13 protein-coding genes are annotated in these 15,069 nt (G+C 53.7%); 8 read left to right on the top strand and 5 right to left on the bottom strand.

The genetic code is table 11. The annotated features are described in order from the left end of the window. Positions 1–220: 220 nt before the first annotated feature. Entirely contained in the window at positions 221–844 is a 624-nt protein-coding gene (gene miaE / locus FRY97_RS01450; RefSeq protein ID WP_147165634.1) for a tRNA-(ms[2]io[6]A)-hydroxylase, read from the bottom strand. A gap of 180 nt (positions 845–1,024) precedes the next feature. Between miaE and FRY97_RS22265 the strand changes: the two genes are divergently transcribed. Next, a complete protein-coding gene (locus FRY97_RS22265) occupies positions 1,025–1,195 on the top strand; it encodes a hypothetical protein (RefSeq protein ID WP_170254447.1) in 171 nt (56 codons plus the stop codon). Positions 1,196–1,851: 656 nt separating this feature from the next. Next, the gene (locus tag FRY97_RS01445) at positions 1,852–2,967 is read left to right on the top strand and encodes a fatty acid desaturase family protein (protein ID WP_147165633.1); all 1,116 of its coding nucleotides are present in this window, start codon (positions 1,852–1,854) and stop codon (positions 2,965–2,967) included. 83 nt (positions 2,968–3,050) lie between these two features. Here FRY97_RS01445 and ade read toward each other — a convergent pair whose 3' ends face one another. Further along, positions 3,051–4,688, bottom strand: coding sequence for an adenine deaminase (gene ade, locus FRY97_RS01440; protein WP_147165632.1), 1,638 nt, complete (start codon positions 4,686–4,688; stop codon positions 3,051–3,053). 411 nt (positions 4,689–5,099) lie between these two features. On the opposite strand from ade, the gene FRY97_RS01435 reads away from it, so the two are divergent. After that, positions 5,100–5,627 carry a dihydrofolate reductase family protein gene (locus FRY97_RS01435; RefSeq protein WP_170254446.1) on the top strand — a complete coding sequence of 176 codons (528 nt, stop codon included), beginning with the start codon at positions 5,100–5,102 and terminating at the stop codon, positions 5,625–5,627. Positions 5,628–5,835: 208 nt separating this feature from the next. Continuing rightward, the gene (prmC, locus tag FRY97_RS01430; protein ID WP_147165630.1) at positions 5,836–6,687 is read left to right on the top strand and encodes a peptide chain release factor N(5)-glutamine methyltransferase; all 852 of its coding nucleotides are present in this window, start codon (positions 5,836–5,838) and stop codon (positions 6,685–6,687) included. On the opposite strand, the gene mqnB is transcribed toward prmC, so the two are convergent. The 3 genes from mqnB to FRY97_RS01415 all read right to left on the bottom strand — a co-directional run bounded on the left by mqnB (position 6,677) and on the right by FRY97_RS01415 (position 9,393). Then, on the bottom strand, positions 6,677–7,363 hold the full coding sequence (gene mqnB / locus FRY97_RS01425; protein WP_170254445.1) for a futalosine hydrolase: 687 nt from the start codon (positions 7,361–7,363) through the stop codon (positions 6,677–6,679). The genes prmC and mqnB overlap by 11 nt on opposite strands. A gap of 7 nt (positions 7,364–7,370) precedes the next feature. Beyond that, on the bottom strand, positions 7,371–8,183 hold the full coding sequence (locus FRY97_RS01420; RefSeq protein WP_147165628.1) for a PorV/PorQ family protein: 813 nt from the start codon (positions 8,181–8,183) through the stop codon (positions 7,371–7,373). A gap of 94 nt (positions 8,184–8,277) precedes the next feature. Continuing rightward, entirely contained in the window at positions 8,278–9,393 is a 1,116-nt protein-coding gene (locus tag FRY97_RS01415) for a TolB family protein (RefSeq protein WP_147165627.1), read from the bottom strand. Positions 9,394–9,523: 130 nt separating this feature from the next. Here FRY97_RS01415 and lipB point away from each other — a divergent pair, with 130 nt between their 5' ends. From lipB to FRY97_RS01395, 4 genes are all read left to right on the top strand, one after another. After that, positions 9,524–10,267, top strand: a complete 744-nt coding sequence (gene lipB, locus FRY97_RS01410) for a lipoyl(octanoyl) transferase LipB (protein WP_147165626.1) — start codon at positions 9,524–9,526, stop codon at positions 10,265–10,267. Positions 10,268–10,289: 22 nt separating this feature from the next. Then, the gene (locus tag FRY97_RS01405) at positions 10,290–10,700 is read left to right on the top strand and encodes a hypothetical protein (RefSeq protein WP_147165625.1); all 411 of its coding nucleotides are present in this window, start codon (positions 10,290–10,292) and stop codon (positions 10,698–10,700) included. A gap of 37 nt (positions 10,701–10,737) precedes the next feature. Next, positions 10,738–11,271: an acyl-CoA thioesterase gene (locus tag FRY97_RS01400; RefSeq protein ID WP_147165624.1), complete on the top strand. Its 534-nt coding sequence runs from the start codon at positions 10,738–10,740 to the stop codon at positions 11,269–11,271. 770 nt (positions 11,272–12,041) lie between these two features. Further along, positions 12,042–15,068 (top strand): S8 family serine peptidase, encoded by a 3,027-nt coding sequence (locus FRY97_RS01395; protein ID WP_147165623.1) that lies wholly within the window; start codon positions 12,042–12,044, stop codon positions 15,066–15,068. The last annotated feature ends 1 nt before the right edge of the window (position 15,069 follow it).

Raw genomic sequence — 15,069 nt, 5'->3', positions numbered from 1 at the left:
AAAGGGAACACAGCTGCAGGGCAAATGTGCATTCTGCAGGAGCCGGCAGCCGCTTGGGCAGTACTTGAACGTGGTCTTCTTTGGCGGGAAGCTTAATAATAGGCAGAATAGGGGAGAAAGGGAAGCCATGCTGAGCCTTTCTGCCGGAAGGGCGTTAAAAAAGCCCTGCGGGAAGTGCCCGGCAGGGCTTTTGGGCAAGCGGTTTGGAGGGGGGGCTTGTTCAGTGCATACGGTCGCCACGCAGCTCGAGCTCCTGCATGATCTCCGCTTCCCGGGCCAGGAATTCCTTCCACCGGGCTTTTACTTTTTCCTCCTCACAGTACTGTTTGGCAAGGTCGATGAACAGTACATAGTGCCCGGCTTCAGCTACCATGAATTTGTGGTACCAGTCTTTGAGTTTTTCGTCGCTGATGTGTAAGGAAAGGAGGCGGAAGCGCTCACAGCTGCGGGCTTCGATCAGGGCGCAGGTCAGCAGCTTATCGAGCAGGCGGTCCATTTTGCTGCCTCCTTTTTTATTGAACGCCAGCAGCTTGTTCACATATTCGTCCTTGCGCTGCTTGCCAAGCTGCAGCCCCCTTTTTTCCATTTCATTGAGCACCATGCGGAAGTGGCCCCACTCTTCTGTGACAATAGGGGCAAGGCTACGGACCAGCGCTGCATGCTCCGGATAGCCTTGAATCAGTGAGATGCAGGAGGTCGCAGCTTTCTGTTCGCAGTAAGCATGATCGCTCAGGATCTCTTCGAGGTCCATCTCTGCCAAGTTGACCCAGCGGGGGTCGGTTGGCAGCTGCAGCCCCAGCATTTGGACTGCGCGCAGTTCTTCTTCTTTGGTTTGAGCACTCATAAGGTATCGCCTTCGGTTTGGAATGATGCTTCGCCTGGCAAATATAGGGATTTACCCAAAGGCTGACGAATGTCACCGGCAGGCGCTGCGGAAAATCACAGGCCTCTTGCGGGGAAGCGTTTAATATTGAACCGTAAAAGCCCGCTGTGCCTGGCTATTTTTCAACAAAAAGCTTTGAATATGTTCCTCCTAGATTTATTCGCGGCCAAAGCGGCCTTTATCGTTATGGTCGTGCTGCTAGTGGTTATCCCGGTCTGGATCATCCTAGTGGCTTTCACCAAAAAGAAAGGCAAAGCAGACAGTATCAATGCGCCGGACGAGGTGGAAGAGCAGACACCTGAAGCGGTCTGAACACCGCGCGCCAACAAGATCGAGGGTGGGCGCTGTGGGGGTAAGCTAAATTGCCGCAGGCGTTTATGCTTTTCGAGCTTTAGAGCGTATTGGGGCTTTAGAAATCGGTCTGTCCCGCTAGACAGCGGGACACTTTTTCGCTTGTACTTCGCCCCGAAACTTTGGCTAAACTCCGGTTGTCGGGCCTCGGCTAATCAAAAAATGGCTTGAGGCACTAATTTTCGATTAGAAGGCCAAAATCCCAACACGCTCGTAGGCTGGCATTGGCCTAGCGCTGCGCAGGGGTGGCAAGCCCGACAGGGCCGAGCGGACAGCGAGCCCCGGAGCATAGCGGCACCTGCCATCGGGCAGGGGCAGGCCCCTCATATAGTACAGGGCTAGGTTCATAAGGCGTTGATTCGCAATAGGAACGAGCCCCAGGCATGTGCTTAGGGGCTGCTCTCCTCTTTTTTCACACCTGTGTCATTTAATGCGCCCCGCGCCTTAAGCAGAGGTTAATATCCTGAATATTAGCACGGGGCTCCTCAATCTTTGGTATATTTGAAGGGCGAAGGCGGCTGCCCAAGGCTGCCATGCGAAATGCCATACGATTCATCAAACGCAATGGTGGTTTTCCATCACATATTTCCAACCTACTTCTCTTCCAATTTTTATTTATGAACTTACAGGACTTCAAGTTTAGCCGCGATAAGTGGCAAAAAGAGTTTACGCTTGCCCTGCGCCAAAGGGTGAACGACTATTTCCAAACCAACAACATATCTAAGTACGCCAACGCAGCCATGGTCACCAAAACGGTTGTACTGATCGGCGCTTTCGCGGCACTTTATGCTGCGATCATCACCGGGTGGGTGGCCACCCCTTGGCTTGCTATCCTAGCCTGGATAACCCTGGGCATAGTCACAGCAGGTATCGGCTTCTCTGTCATGCACGACGCCAACCACGGGGCCTACAGCCGCAATAAATACGTCAACGGTGTCCTAGGGTGGGTCATCAACCTCATCGGCGGTTTTTCGGTCAACTGGAAGATACAGCACAACACCTTGCACCATTCCTTTACCAATGTCCATGGGATGGATGAAGATATTGACGCAGGCAAACTCTTGCGCTTTTCACCGGAGCAAGAGCACCTTTGGTTCCACCGCTTTCAGCATCTTTATGCTTGGTTCCTTTACAGCCTGATGACCCACATGTGGATCACTACGAAGGACTTCAAGCAGCTGTTTCGCTACCGAAACAACGGGCTGCTTGAGCAGCACAGCATCAGTTTTGCAGGGGCCTTTTCCCACCTTTTGTTGGTAAAGGTCGTGTACTATGCCTACCTGCTCGTCATCCCTCTGGTTTTTTCGCCTTTCGCATGGTGGGTCACCCTGATCGGGTTCTTGCTGATGCACAGTGCCTTGGGCTTTCTGCTGGGCTGTGTGTTCCAAACGGCCCACGTCATGGAATCTTCTCACTTCCCTGCGGCCGATGAGGATGGCAATCTAGAGTACAACTGGGCGGTGCATCAGCTGATGACGACAACAAATTATGCGCCGGGCAACCGTCTGCTGTCTTGGTTCGTTGGCGGGCTCAACTACCAGGTAGAGCATCACTTATTCCCTAATATTTGCCACATCCACTACCGCAAGCTGTCTCAGATCGTGAGCGAAACGGCGAAAGAGTATAATCTGCCTTATAAGTCTTTGCCCACTTTCCGGGAAGCTCTGCGCATCCACTGGCGTATGCTGAAAACGCTGGGCAATGGGGCAACCGTCTTGCCTGTTGCTGCCTAAATTTTGATGGGCGCCTTTTCAATGGCCCGCTGCAATACCGCAGTGGGCCATTGAATTTTCAGGCTGTCCCCGCTGCAGCACAGCTATGCTTGCCATACTTCCGTAAAGCGGAACGCCTGGCCGTCGAATAGCCCTAGATCGCTCATCTTTAGCTGGGGGATCACCAGCAGCCCCATAAAGGAAAGGGTCATGAAAGGTGCGCTCAAAGTGCTGCCCAGCAGAGTCTTTGCATATTCATCTATCTCCTGATAGGCCTTGGCCACCGGCTCGCCGTCTTGCTCGGACATGATCCCGGCTATTGGCAGCGGCAAGACTTTCTCCCCTTCTTCCCACGCCGCGCTAATGCCTCCTTTGTGCCTGACGATCAGGTTGACTGCCCGGCAGATAGATTCATCGTCTGCTCCTATGGCAATGATGTTGTGGGAGTCATGTGCTACACAGGAGGCAATCGCCCCTTTTTTTATGCCGGTGCCGGTGATGAAGGCAGTAGCCACAGGGGCTGCCTTGTACCGGTTGCAGACGGCAATTTTGAGGAGGTCTTGGCCAGGGTCGCAAAGCCAAAAGCCGCCCTCGCTCTTGGGCGGCAGCAGGGTGGTGCTCGTGATCAGTTCTCCATCGTGTGCACGGATGGCCTTTACCTTGGCCCCTTCTTTTTCCGGGATCTGCAACTGCTCAGGCTTAATGGGCTGTGCTGAAAATTGGTTGACGATTTTGACAGGCGCGCGCTCCCATTGGCAGGCGCCGTCTGAAAAAGCGCAAGCCCCGCTTAGAAAAGTAGCCCTTACCGTAAAGCGCTCCAAGTCCTCCACCAAAATAAAATCAGCGGGATCGCCTTCCCGAAGCTGCCCAACGGGCAGGCGGTAATGATCGATGGGGTGGATGCAGGCTGCCCTCAAGACGTCAAAAAAATCATACCCTTCTTGTATCGCCCTGGCAGCAGTTGTATTGATATGGCCCTTGAGCAGATCATCCGGATGCTTGTCGTCTGAGCAGAACATGATTTGGCTAGGGAAGGCTTTGATCAAGGGGGCAAGCGCCTGATAGTTTTTTGCGGCGCTCCCCTCCCGGATCAGGATGTTCACCCCGAGCAGCGCTTTTTCCCGCCCTTCCTCATAAGTATAGCATTCGTGGTCTGTAGTGATGCCGGCTGCAAAATACTGCTCGGCTGCTTCGCCCCGCAGCCCCGGAGCATGCCCGTCAATGGGCTTGCCTGCCTGCCGGGCCGCAGCGATCTTGGCCATGACACCCTCGTCTTGGTGCAGCACCCCGGGATAATTCATCATTTCGGCAAGGTAGAGGACTTCCGGCCGGTCAAGCAAGGCTTTTATCTCGGCAGGCCCAATCGTTGCACCTGCGGTTTCGAATGCTGTGGCAGGCACGCAGGAAGGGGCGCCAAAAAAGAAGTGGAAGGGGGTCCGCAAGCCATCTTCGATCATGTATTCTACCCCTTCAACCCCTAGTACATTGGCTATTTCATGTGGGTCTGAAATGGTGGCTACCGTGCCGTGCCTTACAGCAATGCGGGCGAATGCCGATGGGGTCAGCATTGCGCTTTCGATGTGTACATGTGCATCTATGAAGCCTGGCATGATGTAGGGGCCCCCGCTGTGCGCAGAGGGCTTGATCTGCTCGATCTTGCCTTTGGCAATGACTACTGTTGCAGGGTAGATGGCTCTGTTGTGCAAGTCGATGAGCTGGCCTTTTATCTGCTTTGGTTCCATGCGCTTTGTTTTCCTGAAAAGGTAGCGCTTATTTTGAAAACCGGATATTTTATACGTTAAAATAAAGATTGCCTTTACTCAGATAGAAAATTCTGAATAAAAAAATCCCTGGAAATTTATAAAACTGCCCTAACGGCATAACTAGGCTGAGCGCTTTTGCTTTTAGCAAAGGAGCTAGGTAAAGTAGGCCTGCTAAACCTCCCTGTCTCCGTGACGAAAACAGGCACAGAGGCACTGAGTACACAGAGCTGCACAGAGATAAGATGCTCCGTGTGCCTCCGGGCCCTCCCTGTCTCCGTGGCGAAAACAAGCACAGAGGCATATCGTTGAAAAATGAAAAACCGTGATCAGCGCTATAAGGGCAACATGATGTTGGTATCTTGCACGGCATCTAAAAACAGGCAACAACCTATGGTGAAGTTATTTATCGCAGCGACCTTAGACGGGTATATTGCCCGCAAAGATGGCAGCATCGATTGGCTAGAGGAGCTGCCAAACCCCAGCGGGAACGACCATGGCTACAACCATTTTTACAACAGTATCCAAGGGCTGATCATGGGGCGTCAGACCTACGAGGATGTAGCTGCCTTTGACATGCCCTGGCCTTATGCAGGCAAGCCGACCTACGTTTTTTCGCGCAGCAAAATGGCTCCCTTCTCCACACCAGACACCTCTCAAGGCGGCTCTGTCTCCAGGGCTTGGCTCAGCAGCCTGCCCGAAAAGGTCCGAAGTGGGCTTTGGCTGGTGGGCGGCGGCGAGCTCATCGGAGCCTTTTTGCAGGAGAAGCTCGTGGATGAAATCACCCTCTGCTTGTTCCCCCGCCTGCTAGGGGAGGGGCGGCCCCTTTTTAAGGGGGTGTACCCGGAATGCGTGCTGAGGCGCAAAGCAGTCGAACCCTTTGATTCAGGCTTAGTCAATATCACCTACGATATCATTTGACCGGGCGCAGATCAGGCCGCCTGTTTGGAGGCTTCCCCCTGCCTCACGGCAGGGCGCCGCTATGCTCCGGGGCTCGCTCTTCGCTCGGCCCTACCGGGCTTGCCACCCCTTCGCAGCGCTAGCCCATTTTATCATGATGCCGCAGTTTGAAACCTGCAACTTTGTAGTTTACTGATGTTTACTTTTACTTTTCCAACTTTTTCCCAAAATGAAAAACCAAATCAAAATATTAAGCCAAGACCTTATCAAAGCGCTTGCCCCTAAATACGGAGAACGGGAAGCACGCAGCATCACACGCATCGTTTTTGAAGATGCCCTCGGCATTTTCAACCTCAGCCAGGAGCGGGAGCTGGAGCAGGATGCCGCAGGCCAGCTGAAAGCCATTGGCGAGCGGCTATTGCAAGGGGAGCCTGTACAGTACGTACTGGGGCAGGCGCACTTTTTTGGGCTTATGCTTGAGGTGACCCCTGATGTGCTCATCCCCAGGCCAGAGACAGAGGAGCTGGTCTCCCTTATCCTTGAGCAGGAGAGGGGCTATATCCCCAAGCTCTGGGACATTGGCACCGGCAGCGGCTGCATCCCCATTGCCCTCAAGCACCGGCAGCCTGCCTGGGCGATCACGGGGGCAGATATAAGCTTGAAGGCGCTCGCTTTAGCCCGCGCCAATGCCGAAAAGCTAGGGCTGGACATCGAATGGAAGGAGCTGGATGCGCTATCTGAAAAAAGCTGGGAAGCTATGCCATCTGAGGTTGACATCATAGTGAGCAACCCGCCTTACATACCGCCATCTGAAAGGGAGCTCATGCCTGAGTGGGTCTTGGGCCACGAGCCTCACCTTGCCCTATTTACGGCAACGGAAGACAGTATTCAATTTTACCGGCAGATTGCGGCACAAGGACGGAAGAAGCTCAAAAAGGGCGGCCGGCTGTATTTTGAGCTGAACGAGCACAGCTCAGCGGCCATTGCTCAGGAAGTCAAGCGGCAAGGCTATGAAAGCGTAGAAGTCTTCTTGGACATGTCGGGCAAAAACCGCATGCTGAGGGCTGTCCTCAGCCATTGAAAAGGGACTGCAGGAGCGCTATAAGAGCAGTATTCAGCGCATCCAGCGCTTTTTCCATTTCCCAAGCCTCGCGGTTACGGGGCTCCACTTTGTTCGAAATGCTCCGGATCTGGATAAATGGCCTTTTTTCCAGTAAGCAGGCGTAGAAAAATGCAGCCCCTTCCATCGTCTCGACCTCTGCTTCCGGGAAGCGCCGCTTCACATCCGCTATAGAGGGCTGATAGCCATGCACCTTGTTGACGCTTATGCCATGTGCAACAGGCAAAAAATTAAAAGCTTTGCCCACCTCGTTTTCCAATTTGCCGCCTTCCGAAAAAGGAGGCTGGCCAGGGGCGATCAGGCCTAGTTCTGAGACGGAGGTGAAGCTGCCGTCCGCTTCTTCCACGCCTAAGTCTGCAAACGCTTCTGTAACGACCTGCACCACATCCCCCGGGCTATATTTCTCGCTCAGGCTGCCAGCTACCCCCGCATTGACGACCAGGTTCCATTCTTCAAGCGCGAGGACTTTCCCGAGCGCGTAAGCCGTCAGTGGCAGGCCCACGCCAGTAATCAGCAGGGATACCTGCACATTCCCTTTTTGGAATTGGTGTTCTGCGCTCTTGACGTACTTTTTCTCGAGATAGGCCCTAAGCGGGGCAATCTCGAACGGCGTAGCAGAAACGATCAGTATTTTCATAAGGTATTCAGAATCTGTAGTGAAGCCCAGCCCCGGGGGTGATGCCCAAGGCCTGATGATAGCGGGCAGCGACATCAAACTTCATCCCTTCCCAAAGCGCAAAGCCCAGCCCCAGGCTAGCCTCTGCAGGCTGTGTAGCTGCGCCCAGGCGGATATGCACAGCTTCTGCGGCCTGGTATTCTGCACCTGCACGGAACCGTGCAGTGAAATCAATATCCTTTTCCACCTCAGCCAATATTTTAAGCTGTTGGGAGGGGGCATATTGGAAGCCCAACCTCAACAAAGTAGGCAAGGCAGTGCCCGGCGCAGTTTCTACCCTGGCCGGATTGGCAAGGTGGAAGCCCACGCTTACTTCTGGCAACAGCTGGTATTGCAGCCCGGCCTCTACCGTCAGCCCCCAAGTGTTGCCGTATTCCGGGATCTGAGTATGCAGCGCAATGAATTTTGCACCTATGCTGAGCCCTTCGGCAAGCTGACGGCCGTATGCCAACCCTATACGCTGCTCATTGTAGCCTTCAAAACCAAAATGATTAAGGGAGAGGCCCAATGCCCCTTTGCCGACGGGAAGGGCCGCACCGAGGCTGTAGCTCCCTAGCTCTTCCAACAGAAAGCGCTGCTCGCCAAAAGCCACGGCTGTAGCCTCTTCCAAAAAGCCAAGCCCGGCCTGATTCGTAAACAGGGCATGCCCGTCACGGAACGTCAGCCCGGTCTGCCCCATTGCCATGCCCCTGCCGCCGCCTACAGGCGGTGCAGCAATCTGCCCGAAACCAACGAACGGTATGATCAGCAGGAGCACTAGGGTGCAAAGAAAAGGGCGCATATCAGCGTGGTTTTGGGTGAAGATAGGAGAAAAATCAAGGACGGGACGGGGCAGCCCCGCTCATCCTTGATTTTCCAAAAAGAGGGACGGGCGCTTAATCTTTCCACTCTGCCAGGAAAACGTTGGTATCACGTGTCCCGCCGTTGTTCCGGTTGGAAGAGAAGACCAAGTATTTGCCATCGTACGAGAACATCGGGAAAGCATCGAACGTCTTGTCGAAGGTCACCTGCTCCAGGCCCGTGCCGTCTGTATTGATAGAGAAGATATTGAACTGCCGGCCGCCCTCAACATGGTGGTTGGAAGAGAACAGGATTTTCTCGCCAGAAGGGTGAAAGTAGGGCGCCCAGTTGGCACCGCCGAGGTCAGTAACCTGCCGCAGGCCAGAGCCGTCAATATTGCACACATAGATTTCCATAGCAGTGGGCTGTACCAGCCCTTGAGCAAGGAGGTCCTTATACGCCTTTTGCTCTTCAGGGGTTTTGGGGCGGGAGGCCCTGAAAACCAGTTGTGACCCGTCGGGCGAGAAGAAAGCCCCGCCGTCGTAGCCCAGCCCGTCGGTTACTTGAGTCAGATCAGAGCCATCGGTGTTCATGACCCAAAGCTCAAGGTCGCCAGAACGGGTAGAGGTGAATACAATTTTAGAGCCATCGGGGCTTAGGGTCGCTTCTGCGTCATACCCTGAGCGGTCCGTCAGCTGTTGCACAATTTGCCCATCCATATTGGCCACAAAAATATCGTAGGAGTCATAAATTGGCCAAACATACTTCCCGTTGACGACCGGAGGAGATTCAGGACATTCTTCCCCCCCAAGGTGGGTAGAGGCATACAGGATGGTGGTATCCCCCGGCATAAAGAAGGAGCAAGTCGTCCGGCCTTTGCCAGTGCTCAGCATAGGAGCGCGGCTGCCTTCATAACCACTGAGCGGCATATAGAAGATCTGGTCGCAGGGGGCATCCCAAGCTTCATTAGCGGCCTGAAATACCAGGCGGGTATTGTCGTAGCTGAAATAAGCCTCTGCGTTGTCTCCCCCAAAAGTGAGCTGCTTCAGGCTTGCGAAATGCTTTTCCCCTGGGTTGATTAGGGAGTCGGTGGGGCTGTCCTCTACGGCCACATCCTCATTGTTGCTGTCTGCTGTTGAACCGCTGTTGGCAGGCCCACAGGCAGCGAGGAGAGCAGACAGGGCAAAAATGCTTAGTACACGAATCGTCATGCTTTGTTTTTCCTGCAAAGATACTCGGTCCTAAGAATTCTCAAAGGCGGGCAGCCTCCTAGGGAATAAACCTTACAAAAAACTTGATTTCTAATCCTATGGGCTTACCTTTGCGCCACATTTTCAAAGCATGCAGCAAGTTGTATTTCAGGACTTAGGGAAAATCCGGTACGCTGAAGCCTGGGAGCTGCAGGAAGCACTCCTCAAGCGTTCTGTTGACCTAAAAATGGCTAACCGGGACAAAGCCAAAGCAGGAGCCCCACTCAGCCCGCAACAGCATTTCCTCCTGTTCTGTGAGCACTTTCCTGTCTATACTTTAGGCAAGAGCGGCTCGCCTGAGCACTTGCTGCTGGATGATAAAGCACTTGCTGCCGAAGGCTTCGAATACTTCAAAATCAATAGGGGAGGGGATATCACCTACCACGGCCCGGGGCAAATTGTGGGGTACCCTATCCTCGACCTGGACGAATTCTTTACCGATATCCATAAATATGTGCGCTACCTAGAGGAAGCCGTCATCCGCACCCTGGCCCGCTATGGGCTGGAAGGCGGTAGGGAGGATGGCTTTACAGGCGTTTGGCTTGCCCCTGCCAATGGGAAGCCCAAACGTAAAATCTGTGCCATAGGTGTCCACTTGAAGCGCTGGGTGACTATGCACGGCTTCGCGTTCAACGTAAATACGGATTTGTCCCATTTCGGCAATATCATACCCTGCGGTATAGCTGATGAAGACAAGGGCGTTACTTCTATGCAGGCAGAATTGGGCCGTGAGCTCAGCTTGGACGAAGTGAAGGCTATACTCAAAGAAGAGATCGCCAATTTATTTGGCTTCAACTGGGCCAATGGGGGCCTTGATTTCCCAAACGACAAATAAACGGCTTTGGCCGTAAACGCTTATGATAAAAGATATCCAAGACCGGAAAGTGGAAGATGTGGCCATCGCTATGGCCCCAAGGCCCGGTGGGCAAGAAGGGCAGGAGGAGCTTTGGGACTGCTACCTCATCAACCTCAAAGAGGAGCCTATACAGAACGTCCTTGTGAATTCTAAAGGCTATGGCGAGGTAGGCGGGGAAAAAATGGCTACTACTGTGCTCCGGCATTTTTTCGAACAAATCGGCCCTTTGGAGGTTGTGAAGATCGAGCCTATACAGGTCAAGCTCTTCAGTTTGACCAATGAGTATTGGATCAGCTTTACTCACGACGATTATATGTACGACAAAAAGTATGTGTTCGTGAAAGGCAGCATCGAGAAATCCAACTTTACGACCATCCCATTCATCAATCAGCAGGGGGTAATGATCCGTTAGGGCCTGCCTTTCCTGTATCTTCCTCAATCCACCGTTCATGAGCGCCACCAAGCCAAAAAGAGTTAGCGAATCTTCCACCACCATGACTGAAATGGTCATGCCCAACGACACCAACCCTATGGGCAACCTCATGGGCGGCAATCTGCTGAGGTGGATGGATATCGCTTCCGGCATTTGCGCCGGGAAACATTGCGAAGCACATGTAGTCACGGCTTCCGTCGATCATGTCTCTTTTCAAAAGCCCATCCGGCTTGGCGATGTTATCACCCTCGAGGCTAGTGTGACCCGCGCTTTCCGCACTTCCGTAGAAGTCTTTGTCGAGGTTTTTGCCCACGACATCAAAGGCGGCAACCCGCGCCGTTGCAACCACGCTTACTACACCTTTGTCGGCTTGGATGAAGACGGGCACCCTATCCCTGTCCCTGCGGTCATCCCGTTGAATGAAATTGAACAGCAGCGCTACGATAGCGCGCCACGCCGGCGGGAAGTCCGTCTTATCCTTAGCGGGCGGATGAAGCCGGAGCAGTCGATAGAGATCCGCTCCCTGTTCGAGGGCATTGCGCCCAAATAAGCTATGGGCCCCCACCGAAGGTGATGTGAAAATGATGTGAGTGAAAATGCAATAAAAAAAGCGCTGCAGGCTTATCTGCAGCGCTTTTTTTATTGCACCCCCTGGCTCTTGTGCAGCAGTGTTGCACAAGGATAGTTGCTATGCTAAATATTGGTCAAACGTTAATGTGCCAGCTAAAAACAGCTCATTCATTATGGGGAAAAAATTTTATTGGGGGTAAATTATAAAATTCATATTTTACACCTGTGGTGCTTTTCTAGCGTCTAAGCAGATTTCCAGAAAAACGGTTAAAATCTACGCACACACATTCATCACAAATATCTTTATTGAGCTGACTTGAAGCAGTTTCGTTTTGAAAGTCAAGGATTTATGCCTGGCTGCTGTGCCAGAGCATGGCCGGTAGGGATTCTGGCGGAGCCACTGCATTTGAGTTGAGCTTCACCAAAATGTCGCAGGCGTTTGTCCTTTCCGGGTTTCAGGCTGGCATCGGCCTAGCGCTGCGAAGGGGTGGCCGAAGGCCAGACCCGACGCCTGTAGGGCGAGGGGCCGAGCGGACAGCGAGCCCCGGAGCATAGCGGCACCTGCCATCAGGCAGGGGCAGGCCCCCCATCCTTACGGAAGAGACAGGCCCTCAAAAAAGACGGCAACGTGGTTTGCGCCTTTTGAGTTTAGCAGGCTAAATGGAAATTCAGTGAGGAAGCCGGTTTTATAAAACCTTGATTTGCAATAGGAACAACATCTAAATATGCTTTAACTTCAACACTAACTTTATGCACAACAAAATTCTACTAGGATTAGCCCTCTTCCTTTGCGCATTTTCATTAAATGCCCAGAGCGAGTATTACTACAACGATGAGGGGCGCATTGCGCTAGCGCCCAACCTGACGACCTATATCGTTGTAGGCCCAGCACAGCAGCTCTCTTTGATGGAGGCTGCTGCCGAAAGCGCACAGGTCAAATCTGCTGAAGCGTTTATCCACAAAGGCTACGGGGTCGCTACCTTTGATGGCCCCTTACAGGAAAGCGAGGCACTTGCAGCCCTTGGCCTTGATGCCTCACAGGTACAGCTCAGCCCGGGCTATATGTACCCCGATGGTTTCACCGTTTACCCTACGCAGCAGATTGTCTTCCGGCCATCCCTTAAAGACAATGTAGGGGCGCTCCAGCTAAGCCTGGCGAAGTACAGCTATACCGGGTTTATGGAAAAGTACGGTGTTTACCGTATCCGCCTTTCCAACTTGGGGGAGGCTTTCGCAGCGGCAAATGAGCTGTACGAATCAGGGCTCGCGGAGTTTGCGCACCCTGATTTTTATGCCCCCAAGAAAAAGTACAACGACCCGCTGTTCAATCAGCAGTTCCAAATGCACAATACCGGGCAGACCATCGATGGCGTACAAGGGGTGGCTGATATGGACTGCAACGCGCTGGAAGCTTGGGGCGTGACCTTGGGGTCTTCCTCCACGCTTGTAGCAGTCATTGACGACGGCCTCGAATTCCATGAGGACTTTACAGATGCCAATGGCAACAGCCGGGTGCTTGGCGGTTTCACCCCAGCCATTAATGGCGGCAACGGCACTCCCACAAGCAGCGGCGCTCATGGTGTTTCCTGCGCAGGCAGTATCGGCGCTTCTCACAATGGTATTGGCGTAATGGGCGTAGCGCCCTTGGTGCAGATGATTTCTGTCAATATCTTTTACGGCGGTGAGAGCACACAGGATATCGCAGACGGCATTACCTGGGCCAAGAATCAGGGGGCTGATGTGCTGAGCAACTCCTGGGGCTATGGCTCTTGCTTTTCCGGCTTCTCCAATATCAACAACGCATTGGCGGATGCGACCAACAACGGCCGTGGAGGGCTGGGCTGTGTCATCGCTTTTGCCTCTGGCAATGACTACCAGAACTGCGTGAGCTACCCGGCCAATAACAGCAATGTGATTGCCGTAGGCGCATTCACCAATCAGGGGGTCCGCTCAAGCTACAGCAACTATGGGCCTACGCTTGACATTATGGCGCCTTCCAATGCCGTAGGCGGACAGCCGGGGGCGGGCGTGCGTACGACCGACCGCATGGGGAGCCCTGGATATGGATCTGGCAACTATACCGGTGGCTTTGGAGGGACTTCCTCTGCCTGCCCTGTAGTGGCTGGCGTGGCAGCCCTTGTGCTTGGGTACAACCCGGCACTGACGCAAGCGCAGGTGAAAAACATCCTTTACAGCACGGCCATAGATATGGGCCCTGCCGGTGTTGACAATGAGTATGCCAATGGCCGCGTAAATGCCTATGGCGCACTGCTGGCAGCTGGCGGCACCCCAGCAACCTGCGACGATGGCATACAAAACGGACAGGAAACTGGCGTGGACTGCGGCGGCCCAGATTGCCCGTCTTGCCCCAGCAATTGCAATGGCACAGAGGCTACGCTTACCATCGTACTGGACAACTACCCGGAGGAGACCACCTGGAGCATCACCAACGATGCTACCGGCGCTACAGTAGCGAGCGGCGGTGCCTATGGCAATTTCCCTGATGGCAGCACCGTCTCTGAAGACATCTGCTTGGCAGATGGCTGCTATACCTTCACCATATTTGACAGCTATGGCGATGGCATCTGCTGTGCTTATGGATCTGGCTCGTATAGCCTCAGCGGTGGTGGCAATACCCTGGCCAGCGGTGGTGCTTTTGGCAGTTCCGAAGCGACTCCTTTCTGTATTGGGGGAGGCGGGGCCGATACGCAGGCGCCTACGGTGCCAGGCAACCTCACTGCCTCTAACACTACACAAACGACTACCGACCTGTCGTGGACGGCTTCCTCTGATAATGTCGGGGTAACCGGCTACAATATCTATCAGGGCGGGACGCTTCTGGGCTCCACTACAGCAACCAACACGGGCATTACGGGGCTGACAGCCAGCACAACTTACACCTTTGCTGTATCTGCGGTAGATGACGCAGGCAATGAGTCTGGCACGGCTACTGTTTCTGTCACCACCTTGGACGAGCCAACGGGCGGCGGCTCAGATGTGCTATTTGGGTCCTTCTTCGAGACTGGCCTCGACGGATGGCAGGATGGGGGCAGTGATTGCGCCCGCGTCCGGTCTTCTGCAAGCTATGAAGGGCAGTTCTCTATGCGCCTCCGGGACAACAGCGGCACAGCCTCCTCCATGACCTCTTCCGCCTACAACCTCAGTGGGTACAACAGCGTAGAGCTGGAGTTCTATTTCTATCCGAACAGTATGGAGAATGGGGAAGATTTCTTTGTCCGTTACAATGACGGCAGTGGCTGGCAGACGGTAGCGACTTACGCTAGCGGGTCGAGCTTTTCCAATGGACAGTTCTATGTGGCGACCGTCACCCTAGATGCGGCCAACTTCAACCTGGGCTCAAACGCCCGCTTCCGTTTTCAGTGCGATGCGAGCACCAACTCGGACCAGGTTTACATCGATGCCATCACACTGACGGGCTTCTCTGCTTCTGGCAACAGCTTGCCCGGGAGCGGAGCGCGCAGCACCATCACGCCACTGCCTAGCCTTACCAACTTTGGCAATGAGCTTTCTTCTTTGGGCGAAGCAGATGTCCTCCTACAGCCAAATCCAGCTTCTGACTTCCTCACGGTCCAGTCTTATGATGCTATTGAAGAGATCCGGCTGTTTACCGTAGACGGCAAGCAATTGTTGCAGCGCCGTTACGATGCTGCAGAGCAGGCAGAAATCAATGTAGCAGCCCTGCCTGCAGGCATGTATTTCCTCAGCATTACCACTGAAGAAGAAACCTTCACCGAGCAGTTTGTCATCAAACGGTAAA

The organism is Phaeodactylibacter luteus, from assembly GCF_007993045.1.
Lineage (GTDB): Bacteria > Bacteroidota > Bacteroidia > Chitinophagales > Saprospiraceae > Phaeodactylibacter > Phaeodactylibacter luteus.
Note: the sequence above shows the minus strand (reverse complement) of the source record. Positions and strands in the feature narration are given on the sequence as shown.